This window comes from Rhodococcus sp. As11 (assembly GCF_048957735.1).
GTDB lineage: Bacteria > Actinomycetota > Actinomycetes > Mycobacteriales > Mycobacteriaceae > Rhodococcus > Rhodococcus gordoniae.
This window is the reverse complement of record NZ_JARDJE010000007.1, coordinates 86,461-107,463: the sequence shown is the minus strand read 5'-3', so window position 1 is coordinate 107,463 and position 21,003 is coordinate 86,461. Positions and strand designations below refer to the sequence as shown.

Below are 21,003 nucleotides of genomic sequence, written 5' to 3'. Positions count from 1 at the left end.
CCTAGATCAGCCGACCGAGCCGCGTGCGCAACGCGTGCTCGGTCTGCCGGATCGCCGTTCCCACAATCGGTTCGATGAGCATGCCGAGTGTGCGGCCGGCGATCCCGCCGGGCAGCCGGTAGCCGAAGTCGACGTCGAGCCGCGTCGCGTCGCCGAGGTCCGTGAAGGTCCACGACGATGCGGCGCGGAATCCGGCGATCGAGTCGAGGACGATCGTGCGGTTGCGTTCCCATTCGACGACTTCCACACGCGAGTCGAGATCCTTGGGGCCGATCCGCATGGTCGAGTCGTAGACGGCGCCGAGGCCGGAGACCTGTCCGCCCACGGGCTGGAAACGGGCTACTCCGAACATCCAGTCGGGAACGTTCCGGTAGTCGTCGACGTAGGAGAACGCGAGGTCGATGGGGATGTCTGCGACGGCGCTGTGGCGGACGTGAATCATGGCGGTAGCCCTTTACGAGAAGTTGTCTGTTACCGAATGTAGCGGTTAACTGCGCACTCCGGAAGGGGTTCGCACCCCGTTGCCCCCCTGTTCGATAAGTGTTTGAATTTCGTGACGCACGTCACATGCACTTTCGGCTCAGGAGGCTCGGGTGAAGACGAAGGCAGCAATCATCAAAGGAATCGACCGCCCGTGGGAGATCGAGGAGATCGATCTCGGCGATCCCGTAGCAGGTGAGGTGCAGATCCGTCTCGCGGCTTCGGGTCTGTGCCATTCCGACGAGCACTTGCGCTCGGGCGCGACACCACTTCCCTTCTTCCCGGTCCTCGGCGGTCACGAAGGGGCGGGCGTGGTCACCAAGGTGGGGCCGGGAGTGAGCGGTCTCGAGGAGGGCGACCACGTCGTCCTCGCGTTCATTCCGGCCTGCGGGCGCTGCCGGTCCTGCGCGAAGGGTCTGCAGAACATCTGCGACGAGGGCGCCGGCCTGCTCACCGGCCAGGCCATCTCCGACAAGACCTACCGCGCGACCCTGAACGGCGACCCGGTGCTGCAGATGTGCCTGCTCGGCACGTTCGCGCCGTACGTCACCGTCAACGAGGCGTCGGTCATCAAGATCGAGAAGGACATCCCGCTCGAGAAGGCCGCCCTGCTCGGGTGCGGCGTCGCGACCGGCTGGGGTTCGGCCACGGAGATCGGCGGCACCAAGCTCGGCGACACCGTCGTGGTCATCGGTGTCGGCGGTGTCGGCATCAACTCCGTACAGGGTGCGGCGCACGCCGGTGCGCGGTTCGTCGTCGCGATCGACCCCGTCGAATTCAAGCGGCAGAAGGCCAAGGAGTTCGGTGCCACGCACGTCTTCGCATCGATCGAGGAGGCCGCCCCGGTGATCGGCGAGATCACCTGGGGGCAGATGGCCGACGTCACCGTCATCACCGTCGGCGAGATCACCGGCGACATCATCGGTCCCGCACTCGGTCTCACGGCCAAGGGCGGGCAGGTCGTCGTCGTGGGCATGGGCCACGCCACCGACTCGCAGGTGACGATGAGCCTGTTCGAGCTGACGCTGCTGCAGAAGCGATTGCAGGGGGCCATCTTCGGTGGCACCGGTCCGCGCTCGCAGATCCCCAGGCTCCTCGAGCTGTACCGCAACGGGCAGCTCGATCTCGACAACCTCGTCACCAAGACCTACAAGCTCGAGGACATCAACGAGGGCTACGCCGACATGCACGCCGGCAAGAACCTCCGCGGTGTCGTCCTCTACGGCGAGGACGATTACTGATCCTGCGAGCGGCTACCGCTCCTGCGAGCGCCGAGGTCGCCGGAGCCGTCCCTTACGGTGTTGACCATGGACACGCGTGAGGATCCGGTTTCCGGCGACGTCGGGTCGTGGCGGCACTACGGCCCGGCCGATCTGCCCAAGCCGCTCGTCGCTGCGCTCGAGGCGTTCGCCGAACGCGGCTACGACGGCACGTCCATCCGGGAGGTCGCGTCGCGCTCCGGTCTGTCGGTGCCGGGGCTGTACCACCACTACCCGTCGAAGCAGGCGCTGCTGGTCTCGCTCACCACCACCGTGCTGCACGACCTGCTCGCCCGTAGCAGGCAGGCGCTCGCCGAGGCCGGGCCCAGCCCGTCCGAGCGATTCGACGCGGTCGTCGAGTCGCTGCTGCGCTTCCACATGTTCCGCCGCGACCAGGCGTTCGTGGCGTCGACGGAGATGCGCAGCATGGAACCCCAGGCCCGCCGGGCCTTCGTCGCGCTGCGCGACGAGCAGCAGCGCATCATCGACGAGATCGTCGAGGCCGGCGTTGCCGACGGCACCTTCTCCACGTCCTTCCCGAAGGACGCCAGTCGCGCGGTGACGACGATGTGCGTCGCGGTGGCCGGCTGGTACCGGCCCGACGGCTCGTTGTCTCCCGACGAGATAGTGCGCCGATACCTGCAGGTCGCGCGGAATGCGGTCGGGGCGGCGTAGCCGAGCACCCCCTGGGCTTGACCCGATCGTGAGGGTATGTCACGGTGAACTTCACCGAGCGATCGATCGGTCGGTACGGAAGGAGCTCAGTATGGCGGTCGACCTGTCCTACTCGGACCACGTCCGGGACCTCATCGCACGGACCGAGCAGTTCGTCCGCGACGAAGTGCTTCCCGTCGAGGACACCCACGGTGGCGACATCACCGCTGCCGGCGGCGACGTGATCCGGGCGGATCTGCAGAAGGCCGCCAAGGCTGCCGGTGTCTTCGCTCCGCACGCGCCCGTCGAATACGGTGGCCACGGCCTGAACATGTCCGACCGCGCCCCGGTCTTCGAGGCCGCGGGATACTCGCTCTTCGGCCCCACCGCGCTCAACATCGCTGCCCCCGACGAGGGCAACGTGCACATGCTCGCGCACATCGCGAGCGACGAGCAGAAACAGCAGTTCCTCGCACCGCTGGCCGCCGGCGACGTGCGCTCGGCCTTCGCAATGACCGAACCGGCCCCCGGTGCCGGTGCCGATCCGAACGCGTTGAACACGCGCGCCGAGAAGGTGCCCGGCGGATGGAAGATCAACGGCCGCAAGCACTTCATCACCGGTGCCGACGGTGCCGGATTCTTCATCGTCATGGCCCGCACGTCCGGTGAGCCCGGGCAGCGCGGCGGCGCCACGATGTTCCTCGCCCCCGCCGACACCGCAGGTCTGAAGATCGGCCGCCATATCGACACCCTCGACCGCTCCATGATCGGCGGTCACTGCGAGGTCGATTTCGAGGATCTGTTCGTCCCCGACTCGGCGGTGCTCGGCGAGGTCGACCAAGGCTTCGCCTACGCGCAGGTGCGTCTCGGACCTGCCCGCATGACGCACGTGATGCGCTGGCTCGGTGCCGCCCGCCGCGGTCACGACACCGCCGTCCGCTATGTCGCCGAACGCGAAGGATTCGGTTCCCGCCTCGGCGATCTCGGCATGATCCAGAAGATGATCGCCGACAACGAAATCGACATCGCGGCGACCCGGGCCCTGCTCGTGCAGGCGTGCTGGGAACTCGACCAGGGTTCCCACGCCGCGAATGCCACGTCGATCGCCAAGACCTTCGCCGCCGAAGCGATCTTCCGCATCGTCGACCGGTCCGCTCAGATGTGCGGCGGTCTCGGTGTCTCCGAAGATCTTCCGATCGCACGCCTCACCCGTGAGGTCCGGCCGTTCCGCGTGTACGACGGCCCGTCGGAGGTGCACCGCTGGGCCATCGCCAAGCGCGCCGTCGGTGCCGTCCGCAAGGCAGCCCGCGAGGCCGCGAAATGACCGCGGTACACGAAGGACTCGATCTCGCTGCGCTCGAACGGTTCCTGACCGACTCCGGCGTCGCCGTCGACGGTGAACTGCGCGCCGAGCTGATCGCGGGCGGCAAGTCCAACCTCACCTACGGCATCCTCGACGACACCTCACACTGGGTGCTGCGACGTCCGCCCACCGCAGGTCTGACGCCGTCGGCGCATGACGTCGCCCGCGAATTCCGCATCACCTCGGCACTGAAGAACACCGGTGTGCCGGTCGCACCCACCGTCGTCCAGTGCGAGGACGAGTCCGTGATGGGTGCGCCGTTCACGCTCGTCGACTTCGTCGAGGGAGGTGTGGTGCGCAGCAAGGCCGACCTCGACGCGCTCGGTGACGACGAGGTCGACCGCTGTGTCGGTGAACTCGTGCGTATCCTCGCCGAACTGCACAACGTCGACTTCGAAGCTGTCGGTCTCGGGGGACTGGGCCGACCGGACGGTTACGTGACCCGTCAGGTGAAGCTGTGGGCGAGCCAGTGGGGTCGCGTCAAGACCCGCGAGCTGCCCGACCTCGAACGGTTGCACGCCGCACTCGCCGAATCGATTCCGGAGTCACCCGCTCCCACGATCGTCCACGGCGACTACCGCATCGACAACACCATCCTGGATGCGAGCGACACGGGACGTGTCGTCGCCGTGGTGGACTGGGAACTGTCCACCCTCGGCGACCCGCTCACCGACCTCGCGATGATGTGCGTCTACCGGCATCCTGCCCTCGACGACGTGCTCGGCTTCCCGGCCGCATGGTCGAGCGATCGCCTCCCCGGAACGGACGATCTGGTGCAGCGGTATGCCACCGCATCGGGTCGCGACATCGCCCACTGGAACTTCTACCTGAGCCTGGCCTACCTCAAGCTCGCCGTCATCGCGGAGGGCATCCACCACCGGTGGCGTGCCGGAGCGACCGTCGGCGACGGCTTCGACCGCGCCGGGGAAGCCGTGCCGGACCTGGTGGCAGCAGGACTCGCAGCACTGAAGGGAGCCCACGCGTGAGCAGCGCGCTCGTGACCGGAGCATCGAGGGGAATCGGCCTCGGTATCGCAACCCGTCTCGCCGAACGCGGCTACGCACTGACGATCAGCGCTCGCGGGGCGGAACGCCTCGAGAGCGTCGCCGAGCGTCTGCGGGAGGTGGGTGCCAAGGAAGTACGCGCTGTCGCAGCCGATCTCGCTGATCCGGAAGCCACCGCCCGTGTCGTGGAGACGCATCGCGAGGCGTTCGGTTCGATGAAGGCGCTGATCCTCAATGCCGGTGTCGGCACGGCAGGTCCGATCGCCGAGTTCCCGGCCCGCCGGTTCGACAAGACGGTCGCCGTGAACCTCAACGCTCCGTTCGCGCTCATCCAGGCGTCACTGCCGTTGCTGCGCGCCGAGGCGGAGAACAATCCGACCCGCGGATCGAAGATCGTTGCACTCTCGTCGATCACGGGTGTCTACGCCGAGGCCGGTCTCGCCGCCTACGGTGCGACGAAGGCCGCGCTGATCTCACTGGTGGAGACGCTCAACGCCGAGGAATCCGGCAACGGCATCTCGGCGTCGGCGCTGGCACCCGCCTACGTCGACACCGACATGTCCGACTGGATCAAGGACAAGATCCCGGCCGAGTCCATGATCGAGGTGAATGACGTCGTCGAGATCGTCGACGCGCTGCTCGAGCTGTCGTCGCGGGCCGTCGTGCCCAAGCTCGTGCTCAGCCGCGCCGGCGCAGGTCTCTACACCGCTTGACCCTCTACGCGGCCTGACGGTCGGGGGCGGTCGACCGCAGTCGCAGGTCGACCGGCTGCCCGTCGGACGGGAACGGCAGCGACGTGAAGGGCCGGGTCTCACTCATCGAATCCGCCGGCTTCGAACCCCCGCGCACCCACAGGCGAGCGTCGCTACGGAGTTCCGCCCAGATGGTCGCCGACGAAGCGACCCGCATGTTCGGCGACCGGACGTGGCCGCCCGAACGCGGTGCGGTCGATCGTCGCCGACCGCGGTGCGGTGCGGTCGATCGTCGCCGACCGCGGTGCGGTGCGGTCAATCGTCACCGTTGGTCTCCTTCTCCTCCCCGCGTCGGCGCAGGAAGTTGAAGCCGGGGACGCCGACGATGGCTTGGCGGACATCCTTCGCGACGAGAAGCAGTTCGTGGATCTCGGGTGAGACGGTGTCGAGTGTGGCCATGATCGGCAGCACGGCATCCACCCGCTCGGTGATCTCGGGGAGCCGGTCGATGAGGCTGATCGCGGCGTGCAACTCCACCGCCGAGAACTCCTCGACGAACTGGGTGGCCAGCGGCGCCGCCCGATCGGCGAGAGGACGGTAGGTCTCGAGTAGCTCCGCGGCGGCATCGGAGCTGCGACCTGCGGATTCGACGACAACTCGCGCATCCGACGCCACGGTCGTCGCGTCGCGTACGACCCCGCCCGTGGAGTCGATGATCTCCGTTGCGCGTGTGACCGCGTCGGCGGCCTCCTCCACCACACCGATGGTCGAGGCGATCACCTGCGTCGCCTGTGCGACAGCCACCGATGCTCCCTCGACGATGTCGGTGGCGTCGGTGACCACGCTGTCGATGCGGCGGATCAACGACTCGACGGAGCCGATGAGTGATTCGGCATCGTCGAGCAGGCCTTCCACCCGCGCCGGGATCGAGAGCGCGAACTCGGCGGTCTCGCGTGTGCGTCCGAGCACGGTCCGGGTGACGTCGACGAGGGAACCGGCGACCGAGAGTCCGAGCGCGGGCACAGGCAGCGAGATCATGTCGCCATAGTGCAGTACGACCGGTCGTCGTGATCACGGACCTCACATTTTCGGCGTCCCGTTCGTCTACCCGGTACAGAGCACACACCGAATGGAAGGATCGAAGCCGTGACCGCATTGCGCACCCACACCGTGATCGACTCACCGATCGGCGAGCTGACGTTGGTGAACACAGACGGCGTCCTGAGCGGCGTGTACATGGCCGAGCATCGCCCCGCGCCCGATCGCACCGGCTTCGGCGAGCAGGCGGCCGATGGTTTCGACGAGGCGATCGCCCAGTTCGTGGAGTACTTCGCGGGTCGTCGCACCCGGTTCACCGTCCCGATCGCTCCCGTCGGAACCCCCTTCCAGCACGAGGTGTGGGAGTCGCTGAAGACGATCGAGTACGGCACCACACGCACCTACTCGGAGATCGCACTCGCCCTCGGCCGGCCCACTGCGGTACGGGCGGTGGCCGCGGCCAATGCCCGCAACCCCCTCTGCATCATCGTCCCGTGCCATCGCGTCATCGGCAGCGGCGGCAAGCTCACGGGCTATGTCGGCGGCATCGAGCGCAAACGGTTCCTGCTCGACCAGGAAGCGCAGGTGCTGTGTTCCGGCGATGCCGGAGTCCCCGGCGACACCCATGTCTCTGCCTGATCACATAGTGCGGACGAGCCTCCCGCCGTTCGAGGAGGTGGTCACCCGCCACGGCGCGACGGTTCTCCGGGTCTGCCGCGCACTGCTCGGATCCGTCGACGCCGACGACGCCTGGTCGGAGACCTTCCTCGCGGCATTGCGCGCGTATCCCGAACTTCCGCCGGGCAGCAATGTCGAAGCGTGGCTGGTGACCATCGCGCACCGGAAGGCCGTCGACATCCACCGCGTGCGCGGGCGAACCCCGGTACCCACCGAGAACCTGCCCGAACCCACGTCGACCACGGGGAATCCCGGTGAGGGCGACGACGAGCTGTGGACCGCGGTTGCAGAGCTTCCCTTCACGCAACGGGCGGCGTTGGTCTACCACTACGTCGGCGGCCTGCCCTACGCCGAGATCGGCACGATCCTCGGCAACAGCCCGGCTGCGGCGCGTCGCGCGGCAGCCGACGGGCGGACGGCGCTGCGTCGTCGGATCGAATACGGAACAGGATGTCGCTCATGAACTTTCCACAACCCTCGGTCGGCCCGACCGACCTCGCGTGGTTGCGGGAGAAGCTCGTACTCGACGCCGGGGCAGCCGGACTGCTCGATGTCGCGTTCCGCGTCGTCGACACCCCCGTCGGTCCGCTCCTGCTGGCCACCACCACCGTCGGACTGGTGCGGGTCGCCTACGTCGCCGACGGATCCGACGCCGTGCTCGACGAACTTTCCCGCCGGATCAGTCCGCGCGTCCTCGACGCACCGCTGCGACTCGACCCCGTCGTCCGGCAACTCGACGAATACTTCGCCGGTACCCGGACACATTTCGACCTCCCGCTCGATCTACGCCTCGCCGACGGATTCCGCCGCGAGGTGATCACGCGACTACCCGACATCGAATACGGGCACACGGCGAGCTACGCGGAGATCGCGGCCGCTGCCGGCAGCCCTCGGGCGGTGCGGGCGGTCGGTACGGCGTGCGCGAAGAACCCACTGCCCGTGGTGGTGCCGTGCCATCGGGTGGTACGCAGCGACGGCAGTATGGGGCAGTACGTCGGGGGAGTCGACGCGAAGAAGGCACTGCTGCAACTCGAGTCGGTGGCATGACCACAACCTTTCGCATCCCGGTTGCGGAACCCGTTGCGGTGGGGCCGATGCTGGCGTCGCTGCGAAACCACACCGTCCCCGGCTACGAACAGCACGACAGCGCAACCGGTACCCACCACCGTGCGCTCCGCACGAACGGCGGTACCGCACACGTCACCGTCCGCCTCGGAGACCTGGCGACATCCGCGCTCGGAAAGGGTGGAGATGCGCGGCATCTCGAGATTCTCGTCGAGACTGCCGGTCGCGCGGATGCCGCCGACGTCGGCGACACGATACGGACGTGGCTCGATCTCGGGGTCGACCCGTCCGTCGTGGATGCGGCGTTCGTGTCCGATCCCGTGCTCGGGCCTCTCGTCCGAACCCATCCCGGTCTGCGCGTGGTCGGTACCACCGACTGGTTCGCCACCGCCGTGGCGACCGTGCTCGGGCAGCAGGTGAGTGTTGCCGCGGCGTGCACATTCGCGGGGCGTCTCGTCGCGGCGTTCGGCGACGACGCACCGGGCGGATTACGGTGCTTTCCCGCGCCGCACCGACTCGCGGGCGTCGAGCAGAGCGAACTGCGTGCCGTTATCGGCACAACGCGGTCCCGTGCCCGCACCGTCTCCGAACTGGCCCGGGCCGTGGCCGACGGAGTGGGTCCGGAGCAGCCGTCGTTCACCGAAGATCTCCTCGCGCTCCCCGGTATCGGTCCGTGGACCGTCGACTATCTGGCCCTGCGGCTCGGCGACCGCGATGCTTGTCCGTCCGGCGATCTCGTTCTCCGGCGCGCTCTGCAGGTGACGAGCGCGCGCGAAGCCGCTGAGCGGGCCGAGCAGTGGAGGCCGTGGCGGGCCTATGCCGTCACCCATCTGTGGACACACGCCACCTACTCGCCGCCGGAATCCTCGGCATAGACGGCGCGCACCGCAGTATCCATCGGGAAGCGAACCTGCGTGTCGCCGAACATCAATCGCGTCGCCACCTCAACGGAGGCCGTGACGTGCGACCGCGCGAGCTCCGGATTGCCGGTGTGCACCACGACTTCGTCGTGCTGGAAGAACACGAGATCGCCGGCGGTCGGGTCGGGATCGGTGGTCAGTCGCCGGCGCAGCTCGGCGAGCACGCACAATGCCCACTCGGCTGCGGTGGCCTGCACGACGAAGTTCCGTGTGAAGCGCCCGCGCGCGTGCGCATCGCCGTGCGAGTGGAACCCCTCCGGGGCGGGTGGGCACGCGCGGCCCAGCCACGAATGCGCCACCTCGCCACGCTCGCCCGCGCGCGCCGCACGTTCGACGAAGTCGACGGCGGTGGGGAAACTGCGACGCAGCACCGCGAGCAGGGCGCGCGCGTCGCCGGAGGTGGCCCCGTACAACACGCCGAGCACGGCGACCTTCGCCTTCGCGCGGTCGCCGCCGAAGGACGCGGCTGCGACGGGGGCGTACAGATCGTCCGAACCGGCAGCTGCCACCATGCGCCGGTCACCCGACATCGCCGCCAGGATGCGTGGCTCGAGCTGGCCTGCGTCGGCGACGACGAACGACCGTCCGGGATCGGCGACCACGCTCGACCGCAACGCCTTGGGGATCTGCAGAGCACCGCCGCCCCGGCTCGCCCACCGGCCCGAGACGACGGCGCCGGGAACGTACACCGGGCGGAACCGGTCGTCGCGTACCCAGGTGTCGAGCCAGTGCCAGCCGTTCGTGCTGTACAACTTCGACAGCTCGCGGTGCCGCAGCAACAGCGGCACCACAGGATGGTCGATCCGCTGCAACACGTGCTTGCGGGTCGACTCGACCGTGATGCCTTCGCGACGGAACGCCTCGAGCACCTCGCTGTGCGAGGCGGGATTCACGGCACGACCGAAGACGGCGCTGATCTCCTCGACGACTTCGGCGATGCGGCTCGGCAGGTCGTAACCGGTCGGGCGTGGCCCGAGAGTGTCCTCGAGCAGACGACGATGCGCCCGCGCCGAGAACGGCAACCCGTCGAAACTCATCTCGGCCGCTGCGAGCGTGCCGGCCGATTCGGCGGCGGTGAGCAGTTCCAGGCGGGCATCGCCGGAGATGCGCCGACGCTGATCGGCGACCTGTTCGACGACTGCTTCGACGTCGATCGCGGGTGCGGCATCGAAGAGGCCGGGTCGCTCGTCGATCGGCTCCTCCGAGGAAGGTGGGGGCAGACCTTCCCGTACGGCGAGGATGACGCCGGTGGTGGCGAGGTCGTGGCATCGCTGCACCCGGACGCCGGCGCGAAGAAGCTCGGGATAGACGGTTGCCGTCGAGGTCCACACCCAGCGCGGTCGAGATTCGGCTTCGATCGCTGCGACCGCTGCTGCGAACTCGGGATACTCACGTATCGGTCCGAGTGGCGCACCCGATGGGTCGACCTCGACGATGCTTGCACCGCGACGGCCCCGGCCGTCCGCAGGATGAGGAACGACGACCGTGCGCATCCATACAGTGTGCTTCATCACGGCGACAGCTTTCGGCGCGCCATGCCCCACGATTCACCCTCGAATTCACCCGTACCGAGAGCGACCCCCGAGAGAACCGGCACTACCGTGATAGTGGAGGGGCTCCGCCGCTACCCCCGACGCGCGGCGGGGCCCCCATTTCGTCGACGGGCCCGTCGTTGTCGTCCGAACGCTCGCTGCCGCCGGAAGATTCGCCCGTGTCGTCGCGATCGTCCTGCCCACGTTCATCGACGGTGTCGTCCGAATGGACCGGATCGCCCACGATCGCCGAATCCTGATCGCGTTGTCGGGACGGCCGCCAGGGCAGTCGCACCGGTGCGTCCGGTGCCCGGTGGAATCCGACGCGGTCGTAGATCCACGTCACGGCGGCGCCGACGACGAGTCCGAACACGAGTCCGACGATCGTCATGGTCGCACCGTGGCCGAGCCCGGCGCCGGCGCGTCCGTCGAAGTAGAGGATGGCGCGCACCGCGAGATAGATCTGGTGCATCGGCTCGAAGGTCGACAGCCACTCGAACAATCGCGGCGTGGCCTCGATCGGGATGGTGCCACCGGACGAAGGAAGTCCGAGCACGATGAACACGATCAGGTTCACCAGCAGGCCCGCCGCGCCGAAGATCGACATCACGGCGAGCGAGGTGATGCCCACCGCCGAGATCGCGAGTGCCCCGTACTCCCACAACAGCAACGCGCGTGGTGCCGGCATACCGAGTCCGGTGGCGATCCACACGTACAACGCCGAGACGATCAACGACATGATCACCGTGATGCCCCACTTCAGTGCCAGCACCTGCAGGCGCGACATCCGGGTGGTCTCCCGTGCGATGTAGAGGGGGCCGTATTCGGTGGGTACGAAGCCGAGCTTGGTGTCGACGACCGCGTTGATGATCGTGGCACCGGTGAAGCCGGCCAGGATCAGCAGCAATGTGTAGAAGAAGGCGGACAGACCCGCGCCCGTCCCACCCGGCAGCGGTTTGTGCTCGACGGTGAGCGCATCGATCGGTTGGGCCAGCGTCAGGCTACCGGCTCCGGAGAGCTGCAGGTCGGGGGCGGTGTCGGCGAGGGTGGCGGTGACGGTCTCGGTCAGCTGTTCACCCACAGAGTCGTTCACCTGGGTCAGTGCGCGGTCGCCGATCGTGGTGACGATGCCCGTCGCGAACGCCCCCGTGCGGGGGTTCGTGTACAGGGTGATGATCGGTTTCTCGATGTCGCCGGGGACTACCGAGGCCTGCGCGAGGATCGAGATGCGTTTGGTGAAGTCGCTCGGGATGACGATCGCCCCGTACAGGCTGCCGTCGTCGAGCCCGCGGTCGGCGGCCGAGATGCCCATCTGTTGCAGGTCGATCTCCTCGGGATCGATGCCGTCGAGGATGCCCTCGGTGATCTGGTCGCCGAAGTTCTGTCGTTCGTCCGATCCGGGCAGCACGTCGCCGACGTCCTGGTTGACGATGGCCATCGGGAACTGCCTCAGGTTCTCGCTGGGATCGAGGAGGGCGCCGAGGTAGAAGTACGCCAAGGCACTCATCACCGCCGCGACGACAGCGAAGGGCGCGAGCCAGAAGCGCGCGCTGCGCAGGGTGCTGTGGTGCGGGTCGATGGACGACTGGGTTGGACTCACCTGTCAATTGTGCACACAGGTGTGTGCTGTCGAGGTCCCGAGTGCTCGAGTACACGTGGAACCGGGCTGCGTGATCTGGCACTCCGAAGGTCGTCACCCGTCATCGGTCACCGGAGCAGGTTGCCGAGGGTCGACGCCGCAGAGAGTACGGCCGCCGCGAGGCGAGTTTCGTCGGTGGCGTCGAAGACCGAGACGCCTATCGCCGCCTGAGTACCCCCGGGGCGGCTCGGCACCGCGGCCGAGATTCCGATGGTGGTGGATACGACCTCGCCGGCGGAGACGGCATAGCCCGTCTGCCGCGCCCGGGTCACTTCCGGCCGCTCGTCGGGACGCGGTGGCATGGATCCGAGGATTGCCAGACCGGCGGAGCCGCGGTCCAGCGGATGGACCTGACCCGGACGGAAGGCGATGTGGACATCGGAGCGCCGGGGTTCGATCACCATCATCGCCCGCACCGTGGTGTCGGACTCGCGGACGACGAGGTGGGCCGTGGCCTCGACGCTGTCGGCGAGTTCCTCGAGGATCGGCCGCGCGAGGGTCCGCAGGTCCTGTTCGACCGATTCGGCGAGTGTCACCAGGCCGGTGCCCAGTGAGATGCGCTTGTGGTCGTCGCGGCGGCACAGCCGGTGTGCCTCGAGAGTCCGGACGAGTCGGTGGGCGACCGTGCGGTGTACGTCGAGGCTCTCGGCGATCTCGCTGACGGACAGGCCGTGTGGGTTCCGCGCAAGCAGTTCCAGGATTTCGAGACCGTTGTGGAGCGTCTTGGACATGCCTGCGTCCGGCTCGATCCGCGGTAGGTCCAGATCCCCGGTTTGCGCAGGTACATCCCGCATTTGCGTCATGACCCCCATTACCTCCCTTGACGTCTGTGAACTGTAACACCTAGCATTTCCGTTAATCGCACACTGAGTGCGATTATCGCACACACTCACGGATGGTTTTCGTACGACATGACACGAACCGACTACGTGGACGCGGCGGTTCTCGCTCATATCCACCAGCTCTACGGGCGACAGAGCCACCTCATCGACGAGGGCTCTGCGCGTGAGTGGGCCGAAACGTTCACCGCCGACGGCGAGTTCTGCTCGCCCAGCTACCCGGCCCCCGTGGCAGGTACCGACGATCTCGTGGCCTTCGCCGAGCGCTTCCATGTCGGCGCGCAGGCAGCAGGTGAAGTGCACCGGCACGTCGTCACCGACCTCGCGGCCTACCGCGTCGACGACGACGCCCTCCGTGTACGGGCCTATCTGCAGATCGTGGCCACCGTTCGTGGGGGCGAATCCCGACTCGTCCGGTTCACCACCATCGACGACCACGTCGTGCGCACCGGCGGCGAATGGCGCATAGCCCGCCGCGTCGTCTCCCGCGACGACAGCTGATCGTCACACCTCTTTCCACTTCGCTTCATATTCTCGGAGGAATCACCCATGACCGTCGACGCCCAGAACCCGGGCCGTACCGTCACCACCCCGATCGTCGCCCTCTACCCGGAGATGGCAGGCAAAGTTGCCGTCGTCACCGGCGCGGCGCGCGGTATGGGTGCCCAGTTCGCGCGCGGTCTGGCCACGCGCGGCGTGCACGTGGTGGGCGGCGACATCAACGATGTGCAGATGAAGGAGGCCGCAGAGCAGATCGATACCGATCTCGCCGTGGAAGCCCTCGTCGAGACGCCCGGCACGGTGATCGGCGCACGTGTCGACGTGACCGATCCGGCCGACCACGAGGCGCTCGCGCAGGTCGCACTCCAGGAGTTCGGCCGCATCGACTTCTGGATCAACAACGCCGGCATCTTCCCGTTCGCCCTTGCCGAGGAGATCTCGAAGGAGCAGATCGCGGCGACTCTGGACGTCAATGTCGAAGGCGTTCTCTTCGGTTCGCAGGCCGCGGCGCGGCACATGGAGCCCGGTAGCGCGATCGTGAACATGTCGTCGGTCTCGGCGCTGCGCGTGCGCAAGGGCCGCGGTGCCTACTGCGCCTCCAAGGCCGCCGTCGCCCATCTGACCGAATCGTTGGCAGTCGAATTCGGCGACAAGGGGATCCGCGTCAACTCGATCGCGCCGGGATATATCGACACCGAGATGACCCGGTGGGTCCAGGAGGACCCGGCCGCCTTGAAGCACGCGCTCGACGTCGTCCCGCTGCACCGGCTCGGTGCCCCCGAAGAGGTCTTCGGACCGTTGCTGTTCCTGCTCTCCGACAGCGCCCGCTACGTCACCGGACACTCGATTGCCGTCGACGGCGGATCACGTCATGTCTGACCGCGTCGTCGAATCGGTGTCGTACCCCTCGGTCGTACTCGTCACGGGTGCGGCCGGGGGGATGGGCGCCAACCACGCACGGGTGCTCGCTGCACGCGGAACGCATGTGTGCCTTGCTGATATCCACGACCCGTCCGAGGTCGTCGAACAGATCCGGGCTGCAGGCGGTTCCGCGACGGCACACACACTCGACGTGTCCGACGCCGCGGCATGGCAGAGAGTCGTCGACGAAATCCGCTCCCAGCGAGGTGAACTCGGCGGACTCGTCAACAACGCCGGCATCTCTCGACGTCTCGAATTCATGGACACCCCGGACGACGTCTGGGAGAAGACCATGCGGATCAACCTGTTCGGCCCGTTCTACGGGATGAAGGCGGTGGCTCCGCTCATGCGTGACAGCGGCGGCGGCTCGATCGTCAACATCTCGTCGATCTCGGGGCAGATCGGCTACTTCTCTCCGGCCTACTCGTCGAGCAAGTGGGGACTGCGGGGTCTGTCCAAATCCGCGGCGGGGAATTTCGCGCGCTGGGGTATCCGCGTCAATTCGGTCCATCCCGGCCTCGTGGGCACGGCCCTGCTCGGCGGCGCCGACGCATTCGTCGGTGCCGCGTTGAACAGCGTGCCGGCCGGGCGTGCGGCCACCGTCGACGAGATCACCGACGCTGTGCTCTTCCTGCTGTCGGATCGTTCGAGCTACATGACCGGCAGCGAAGTGACCGTCGACGGCGGCATGACGTCCAACGGCCTCTATCACCGCATCATCGCGGAGACGGGAGATCAACTCTCATGAACGACGACATCATCGACGTCGTGGTGATCGGAGGTGGCGGTGCCGGTCTCGCGGCCGCAGTGTCCGCTGCCGAATCCGGCGCGAGCGTCCTGCTGTTCGAATCCGAGACCGAACTGGGCGGGTCGACCCAGCTGTCCGCGGGATTGTTCACCGCGGCAGGGACGAGTGTGCAGCGCGGTCTCGGTATCGAGGACTCCGCCGAGAAGTTCTTCCAGCACTACATGGATCTGAACCACTGGGTACTCACACCCGGGTTGGTCCGTGCATTCTGCGAGAACGCGGGCCCGACGCTCGAATGGCTGATCGGTCTCGGCGTGGAGATCCCCGCCCGCGAATCGTCGAACGCGCACATGCCCGGTCTGTGCCAGGCCGGTGTCGAAGACGTCTGGCGCGGGCACGTGCCGAAGGATCAGGGCTACGGACTCGTGCAGACACTCGACCGTGCGCGTCGCACGCACGGTGTGGAAGCCGTGCTCGGTACCCGGGTCCAGAAGCTGCTCGTCGAGGGCGGACGTGTGGTCGGTGTCGTCGCGGACGACATCGAGGTCCGTGCACATGCCGTCGTGGTCGCGTCCGGTGGTTTCGCGCAGAACCGCGACCTGCTGGAGCAGTACTATCCGTATCCGCTCCGAGCAGGGGAGTCGCTGTTCGTCGTGGCCGCGCCGGGTAGCCGCGGTGACCACTTCCGCTTCGGCGAGCAGGTCGATTCGTCGATCGCCGGCACGGACTGGGGACTGACCATGCCCACCGCATACTTCCAGCGTTACCACCATTGGCAGGCCGGCTTCCCGCCCAAGTCGCGGGTGTACGTGAACAAATCCGGCCGACGGTTCATGGACGAGGATGCGTCGTACGCGGTCTCCGGCGGTCTCATGGATCGTCAGGACGGACCGGTATGGGTGATCTTCGACGAGAAGGCCCGCACCGGGCTGCCGTCGGGCTACACCGACTGGGACGCCGACCGGATCGCAGAGGAAGCCGACGCCGGTCGTACCCTGCGTGCCGACAGCCTTCCCGAACTCGCCGACCTCATCGGCGTACCGGCCGATGCCTTGGTCACCACGATCGATCGTTGGAACACCCAGCTGCCCAACGGGAACGATCCCGACTTCCTGCGGCATCGCACCCTCGCCAACAAGGGATCGACCTCGAACCCCGACCCCGTCACGGAGGGACCGTTCTACGCGGCACGTATGCTGCCCGCCGAACTGGTCTGCACCCACGCCGGACTCGAGATCAACCCGAACGCGGAAGTTCTCGACACCCTCGGGAACGTCGTACCCGGCCTGTACGCGGCCGGAGAAGCGGGCGCCGGCATCCTCGGCCTCCGCTATGTGGGCGGCGGCAACGCCGTCGCCAACGCAGTGACCATGGGTCGCATCGCCGGCCTCAACGCGGCCCGCTGGGCTGCATCCGGCGCCGCTCCACGCGCCGCACTCGGCGTTGCCGGCGTGTAGCGCCACCTCCCCCTCACATTCGAAAAGGACACGAACATGCTCGGATCGGACGCGGCATCCCCCGCAGTGAGTCCACCCCAGGCCGGCACTCCGCAGCCGAAGCAGTCGACGACGAAGGTCATTCGTGCTGCCGTCGTGGGCACCATCGTGGAGTACTACGACTTCGGTATCTACGGCTACATGGCGACGATGGTCGCCACCCTGTTCTTCGTCTCGGAAGATGAGACGGCTGCTCTGCTGGGAACATTCGCGGCCTTTGCCGTGGCGTTCTTCCTCCGGGTGCCCGGTGGCATCTTCTTCGGGCACATCGGTGACAAGTACGGCCGGAAGAATGCGCTGTCGTGGACGATCCTGCTCATGGTCGTGGCGACCGCGGCCATGGGACTGATGCCCACCTACGCCACTCTGGGCGTGTGGGCGACGGTTCTGCTCGTGCTCGCCCGCTGTCTGCAGGGCTTCGCGGCCGGCGGTGAACTCGGCGGCGCAAACGCATTCGTCTCCGAATCCGCACCGGCACGCTGGCGCGCGACGCAGACGTCCATGGTCAACTCGGGTACCTACCTGGGGTCGTTGGTGGCGTCTCTCGTGGCGCTCGGCATCACGTCCACCTTCTCGGAGGAGCAGATCCTCGAATGGGCATGGCGCATCCCGTTTCTGCTCAGCGTGGTCATCGGTGTCGTCGGCATCTGGATCCGTAATCATCTCGAGGACACCCCGCAGTTCGAGGAACTCGAGGAAAAGGGTGAGACGAAGAAGCTGCCCATCGCGGAGCTGCTGAAGACGTCGGGCGGAAGCGTCGTCAAGATCATCCTGCTCGGTGCGCTCATCATCGGTGGCTACTACATCGCCTCCGTGTATGCCGCGACCTACCTCCAGACCACGGGTGGACTGTCGTCCTCCGTCGCGTTCCTGTCGACCTGCCTCGCTCTCGTGCTCGGTGTGATCACGCTGCCCATCGCCGGTTATCTCGCCGACAAGTACGGGCGCAAGCCGGTGCTGTTCGCCGGTAGTGCCGCATCCGCGATCGTCGGTGTTCCGATGTTCATGCTGATGTCCGGCGGCACCGTCTGGCAGGCCGTCGTCGGCCAGTCCGTGCTGTTCATCTGCGTGTCGGTGGTCAACGGTGCCTCCTTCGTCACCTATGTCGAGATGCTCAAGGCGTCTGTGCGATACAGCGGTATCGCTCTCGGGAACAACGTGACGAACATGTGCCTCGGTGGCACCGCACCGTTCATCGCGACGTGGCTGATCGACGTCACCGGGAACTCGCTGGCACCGGCGGGGTACTTCGTGTTCTGTGCGCTGCTCACCCTCGGTGCGGTCTTCTTCATCGAGGAGACGAAGGGCATCGAACTCCGCACCGACTAGTCCTGTGGTGCAGCCGGAATTGTCGGAACCCGTCGGGGGCCGACAATTCCGGCATTCCCGTATCCGGACCGCGTGGTCCGTGTTTCGATGTCCGGGAGGCACGGGTCCTCGAGACACGGGGTGGAGGGGAACGATGGCGAACGTATTTCGACGGGTACTGCGAGCCGGATCGGTCGCCGCAGTGACAGGAGGGATCGTCCTCGGCGGCGCCGGCATCGCGGCGGCGCAGGACGAGTGGCCGGTCCAGCAACCGAACAGCCCGATCTCCGTGTCGGATGTGGACCCCGCCAACTGGCTCACGCCGGACGAGCTTGCCTACTGGAATCCGCTGGCGAACGAGCCGCGGCTGACCTCGCCCTTCGGCACGAACACCCGCATCGTGTGTCAGGGCTTCCACGGCGTGACGACCGATTGCTGGCAGGCCGACCTCGAAGGCCGTCCACACAAGCTTCAGCGTCTGCCCGCGAACCTGCCCAACGTGACGGGGTCGAGCGCACCCGGCGGAGGCGTCGGGCACTTCGTGTATCCGCTCTTCTGATCCGCACGGGGCGTCAGCGGTCGTCCCGAGAGCTCGGGGTGCCCGTGCTTTCGAGATAGAGGAGCACCGCCCGTACCCGCCGACTACGGTCGGCCTCGCGCGGCAGGTCGAGCTTCACGAAGATCGAATTGACGTGCTTCTCGACGGCGCTGACCGACATGGTCAGACGATCGGCGATGCCGGTGTTCGTCAAACCCTGCGCGAGGGCCTCGAGCACCTCGCGCTCGCGTTCGGTGAGGGCGGCGATGGGGTCGGTGCGGCGGGTGTTCGCGAACAGTTGCCGCACCACCTCGGGATCGAAGGCCGTCCCGCCCGCGGCCACACGTTCCAGGTCGGTGAGGAACGCCCCCACGTCCGACACGCGATCCTCGAGCAGATAGCCCACGCCACCCCAGCCGTTCGTGAGCAGGCCGGTCGCGTTCCGGTGCTCGACGTACTGCGACAGCACGAGCACAGCGACCTGCGGGTGTTCCTCCTTGATGCGCCGCGCCGCGTCGATGCCCTCCGTCGAGTAGGTCGGGGGCATACGCACGTCGAGCAACACGAGGTCGGGCACCTCGCGCTCGACGACGTGGTGCAACTCGACGGCGTTGCCCACACCGGCAACCACCTCGTGGCCTTCGTCCGCGAGCAACCGGGACAGGCCCTCGCGAAGAAGGGTCGAGTCCTCGGCTATCACGATGCGCACGGGATCCTCGCTTCCACGACGGTCGGCCCTCCGCGGGGGCTGTGTACGGAGAACTGCCCGTCCAGCGCGGCGATACGGCGCGCGAGACCTGTCAGCCCGGAGCCCGTCATCTCGGCCCCGCCACATCCGTCGTCGACGACCGTGACCGTGACGACGTGACCGTCCGCCGCGACGGTCACCGACACACTGTTGGCGCCGGAGTGCTTCGTCGCGTTCGTGACCCCTTCCGCGGCAACGTAGTACGAGGCTGCCGCGACATCGTGCGGCGGTTCCGGACGGATCGACAGATCCAGGTCGACGGGGAGGGAGGTGTGCGCGGACAATCCTTCCAGCGCCGCGGCGAGTCCGTGTTCGTCCAGCGCGGCCGGGTAGATCCGCCACGCCACGTCGCGCAGTTCGGTGAGCAATGCCTGTGCCTGGGCGCCGGCGTTGTCGAGGTCGGCGACGAGATTTCCGCCGCGTTCGGCGGTGCGTCGCGCGCGGCCGACGTCGAGTGCGAGCGCGACGGCCCGCTGCTGCACGTCGTCGTGCAGGGCGCGTTCGATCCGCCGGCGTTCGTCGTCGATGGCGGTGACGACGTCGGCACGGGTGCGCTGCAGGTCGCGGAGACGATGCTGCGTCGCGTCGTCACCGAGCAGCCGCAGTGCCGTGCGGACGTCCCACTGGCCCACGATCATCGCCATCCGGACGGCGAGGTAGATCATGACGGCGGCGACGAGGAGCGAGACGAGCCCGTCGGCGACGGAGATGCGACCGCCGGCCAGCAGGACGATCGCCCAGCCCCCGTAGCCGGTCGCGGCGATCAGGACGAGCAGTACGACGATGCCGACAAGTGGACCGTAGGCCAGACGGACGAGGAAGTACCCCGTCGGCTCGCGATCCGGGAGATCCCGGACCGTCTCGGCGTCGAACCATCGCACGAGACGGGTGCGGTCGCGTTCGGCCGCCCGGCCCGGTCCGTCGGTGGTGCGGCGGACCGATGCCGCCGCACCCGCCACCGCGGTGACGATCCCGAGTTTCTGCAGCACATCCGCATACGGTTCGATGACTCCCCAGGTCTCACCGAGAAGGTATCCGGCGAGCACGAAGATCGAGTTCCACAGTGCGCTGCCCAGAACGGTCAGGACGACGAAGCGGCCGACGGGCATGGCCTCCACCCCGGCGGGAACCGAGATCACGCTCCGCACGAGCGGCACCATCCGGCCGAGGAACACCGATTTCTCACCGTGGCGGGCGAACCATTCTTCGCCGCGCCGCAGATCGGAGATGCTCACCAGTGGGAGTCGCTCGACCACGGCATACATCCGCGGACGCCCGAAGGCTCGTCCGGTGAGGTGGAGCAGCAGCGCGCCGACGACGGAGCCGAGGGCGGTCCACACGACGGCCGAGACGAGGGAGATCTCCCCGCGGGAGGCCGCGAAGCCGGCGAGGGGAAGGATCACCTCGCTCGGGATCGGCGGGAAGAGGTTCTCCGCGGCGACCACGAGACCGGCGCCGGGTGCTCCGAGCATCTCCATCAGCTGCAGCGAGAGGCCCGCGAGGCCGTCGAGTTCGTCGGTGGGTGACTGCGAGAGGGTGTGTTCGAGGTTCATGTCCGGAACGCTATGAGCAGTGAATGC

At 67.5% G+C, this 21,003-nt stretch carries 21 protein-coding genes and 2 pseudogenes; 16 read left to right on the top strand and 7 right to left on the bottom strand.

Annotated elements, in window-relative coordinates; translation table 11 throughout:
* Position 1 precedes the first annotated feature (1 nt).
* Entirely contained in the window at positions 2-442 is a 441-nt protein-coding gene (locus tag PV766_RS11530) for an SRPBCC family protein (RefSeq protein ID WP_129975504.1), read from the bottom strand.
* Between the two features lie 151 nt (positions 443-593).
* On the opposite strand from PV766_RS11530, the gene PV766_RS11525 reads away from it, so the two are divergent.
* The 6 genes and pseudogenes from PV766_RS11525 to PV766_RS11500 form a co-directional block, all read left to right on the top strand.
* Positions 594-1,721 (top strand): NDMA-dependent alcohol dehydrogenase, encoded by a 1,128-nt coding sequence (locus PV766_RS11525; RefSeq protein ID WP_016932977.1) that lies wholly within the window; start codon positions 594-596, stop codon positions 1,719-1,721.
* Positions 1,722-1,787: 66 nt separating this feature from the next.
* On the top strand, positions 1,788-2,414 hold the full coding sequence (locus PV766_RS11520; RefSeq protein WP_129975508.1) for a TetR/AcrR family transcriptional regulator: 627 nt from the start codon (positions 1,788-1,790) through the stop codon (positions 2,412-2,414).
* A gap of 91 nt (positions 2,415-2,505) precedes the next feature.
* On the top strand, positions 2,506-3,717 hold the full coding sequence (locus tag PV766_RS11515) for an acyl-CoA dehydrogenase family protein (RefSeq protein WP_129975510.1): 1,212 nt from the start codon (positions 2,506-2,508) through the stop codon (positions 3,715-3,717).
* The gene (locus tag PV766_RS11510) at positions 3,714-4,742 is read left to right on the top strand and encodes a phosphotransferase family protein (RefSeq protein ID WP_421097056.1); all 1,029 of its coding nucleotides are present in this window, start codon (positions 3,714-3,716) and stop codon (positions 4,740-4,742) included. The genes PV766_RS11515 and PV766_RS11510 overlap by 4 nt, the downstream gene beginning before the upstream one ends.
* Positions 4,739-5,473 carry an SDR family NAD(P)-dependent oxidoreductase gene (locus PV766_RS11505; protein ID WP_064064291.1) on the top strand — a complete coding sequence of 245 codons (735 nt, stop codon included), beginning with the start codon at positions 4,739-4,741 and terminating at the stop codon, positions 5,471-5,473. Before PV766_RS11510 ends, PV766_RS11505 begins: the two co-directional genes overlap by 4 nt.
* A gap of 86 nt (positions 5,474-5,559) precedes the next feature.
* A pseudogene (locus tag PV766_RS11500) lies at positions 5,560-5,712 on the top strand (TetR/AcrR family transcriptional regulator); the annotation flags it as partial.
* 55 nt (positions 5,713-5,767) lie between these two features.
* On the opposite strand, the gene PV766_RS11495 reads toward PV766_RS11500, so the two are convergent.
* The gene (locus PV766_RS11495; RefSeq protein ID WP_371053865.1) at positions 5,768-6,490 is read right to left on the bottom strand and encodes a ribulose 1,5-bisphosphate carboxylase large subunit; all 723 of its coding nucleotides are present in this window, start codon (positions 6,488-6,490) and stop codon (positions 5,768-5,770) included.
* A 108-nt stretch (positions 6,491-6,598) separates the two neighbouring features.
* Here PV766_RS11495 and PV766_RS11490 point away from each other — a divergent pair, with 108 nt between their 5' ends.
* The 4 genes from PV766_RS11490 to PV766_RS11475 are packed head-to-tail and all read left to right on the top strand — an operon-like array spanning position 6,599 to position 9,108.
* On the top strand, positions 6,599-7,129 hold the full coding sequence (locus PV766_RS11490) for a methylated-DNA--[protein]-cysteine S-methyltransferase (RefSeq protein ID WP_421097055.1): 531 nt from the start codon (positions 6,599-6,601) through the stop codon (positions 7,127-7,129).
* Positions 7,116-7,631 carry an RNA polymerase sigma factor gene (locus PV766_RS11485; RefSeq protein ID WP_026003439.1) on the top strand — a complete coding sequence of 172 codons (516 nt, stop codon included), beginning with the start codon at positions 7,116-7,118 and terminating at the stop codon, positions 7,629-7,631. The genes PV766_RS11490 and PV766_RS11485 overlap by 14 nt, the downstream gene beginning before the upstream one ends.
* Positions 7,619-8,215 carry a methylated-DNA--[protein]-cysteine S-methyltransferase gene (locus PV766_RS11480; protein ID WP_064064295.1) on the top strand — a complete coding sequence of 199 codons (597 nt, stop codon included), beginning with the start codon at positions 7,619-7,621 and terminating at the stop codon, positions 8,213-8,215. The genes PV766_RS11485 and PV766_RS11480 overlap by 13 nt, the downstream gene beginning before the upstream one ends.
* Positions 8,212-9,108: a DNA-3-methyladenine glycosylase family protein gene (locus PV766_RS11475; protein WP_064064296.1), complete on the top strand. Its 897-nt coding sequence runs from the start codon at positions 8,212-8,214 to the stop codon at positions 9,106-9,108. Before PV766_RS11480 ends, PV766_RS11475 begins: the two co-directional genes overlap by 4 nt.
* On the opposite strand, the gene PV766_RS11470 is transcribed toward PV766_RS11475, so the two are convergent.
* The 3 genes and pseudogenes from PV766_RS11470 to PV766_RS11460 all read right to left on the bottom strand — a co-directional run bounded on the left by PV766_RS11470 (position 9,081) and on the right by PV766_RS11460 (position 13,055).
* Positions 9,081-10,646 (bottom strand): bifunctional 3'-5' exonuclease/DNA polymerase, encoded by a 1,566-nt coding sequence (locus tag PV766_RS11470; RefSeq protein WP_421097054.1) that lies wholly within the window; start codon positions 10,644-10,646, stop codon positions 9,081-9,083. The two genes, PV766_RS11475 and PV766_RS11470, sit on opposite strands and share 28 nt — an antisense overlap.
* 131 nt (positions 10,647-10,777) lie before the next feature.
* Positions 10,778-12,285, bottom strand: a pseudogene (locus tag PV766_RS11465) (YhgE/Pip domain-containing protein).
* Between the two features lie 107 nt (positions 12,286-12,392).
* A complete protein-coding gene (locus PV766_RS11460) occupies positions 12,393-13,055 on the bottom strand; it encodes an IclR family transcriptional regulator (protein WP_421097053.1) in 663 nt (220 codons plus the stop codon).
* Positions 13,056-13,235: 180 nt separating this feature from the next.
* On the opposite strand from PV766_RS11460, the gene PV766_RS11455 reads away from it, so the two are divergent.
* The 6 genes from PV766_RS11455 (at position 13,236) to PV766_RS11430 (ending at position 18,696) form a co-directional block, all read left to right on the top strand.
* Positions 13,236-13,664, top strand: coding sequence for a nuclear transport factor 2 family protein (locus PV766_RS11455; protein WP_064064300.1), 429 nt, complete (start codon positions 13,236-13,238; stop codon positions 13,662-13,664).
* 48 nt (positions 13,665-13,712) lie between these two features.
* Positions 13,713-14,543: an SDR family NAD(P)-dependent oxidoreductase gene (locus PV766_RS11450; protein ID WP_064064301.1), complete on the top strand. Its 831-nt coding sequence runs from the start codon at positions 13,713-13,715 to the stop codon at positions 14,541-14,543.
* The gene (locus PV766_RS11445; RefSeq protein ID WP_421097052.1) at positions 14,536-15,333 is read left to right on the top strand and encodes an SDR family NAD(P)-dependent oxidoreductase; all 798 of its coding nucleotides are present in this window, start codon (positions 14,536-14,538) and stop codon (positions 15,331-15,333) included. Before PV766_RS11450 ends, PV766_RS11445 begins: the two co-directional genes overlap by 8 nt.
* Positions 15,330-16,790, top strand: coding sequence for an FAD-dependent oxidoreductase (locus PV766_RS11440; RefSeq protein ID WP_421097051.1), 1,461 nt, complete (start codon positions 15,330-15,332; stop codon positions 16,788-16,790). Before PV766_RS11445 ends, PV766_RS11440 begins: the two co-directional genes overlap by 4 nt.
* Positions 16,791-16,826: 36 nt before the next feature.
* Positions 16,827-18,158, top strand: coding sequence for an MFS transporter (locus tag PV766_RS11435; protein ID WP_064064304.1), 1,332 nt, complete (start codon positions 16,827-16,829; stop codon positions 18,156-18,158).
* A 133-nt stretch (positions 18,159-18,291) separates the two neighbouring features.
* Entirely contained in the window at positions 18,292-18,696 is a 405-nt protein-coding gene (locus tag PV766_RS11430) for a hypothetical protein (protein WP_421097050.1), read from the top strand.
* Between the two features lie 13 nt (positions 18,697-18,709).
* Here the strand turns inward: PV766_RS11430 and PV766_RS11425 are convergent, their stop codons facing one another.
* On the bottom strand, positions 18,710-19,384 hold the full coding sequence (locus PV766_RS11425; protein WP_421097049.1) for a response regulator transcription factor: 675 nt from the start codon (positions 19,382-19,384) through the stop codon (positions 18,710-18,712).
* Positions 19,372-20,976: a VTT domain-containing protein gene (locus tag PV766_RS11420; protein ID WP_421097048.1), complete on the bottom strand. Its 1,605-nt coding sequence runs from the start codon at positions 20,974-20,976 to the stop codon at positions 19,372-19,374. The genes PV766_RS11425 and PV766_RS11420 overlap by 13 nt, the downstream gene beginning before the upstream one ends.
* Between the last annotated feature and the right edge of the window lie 27 nt (positions 20,977-21,003).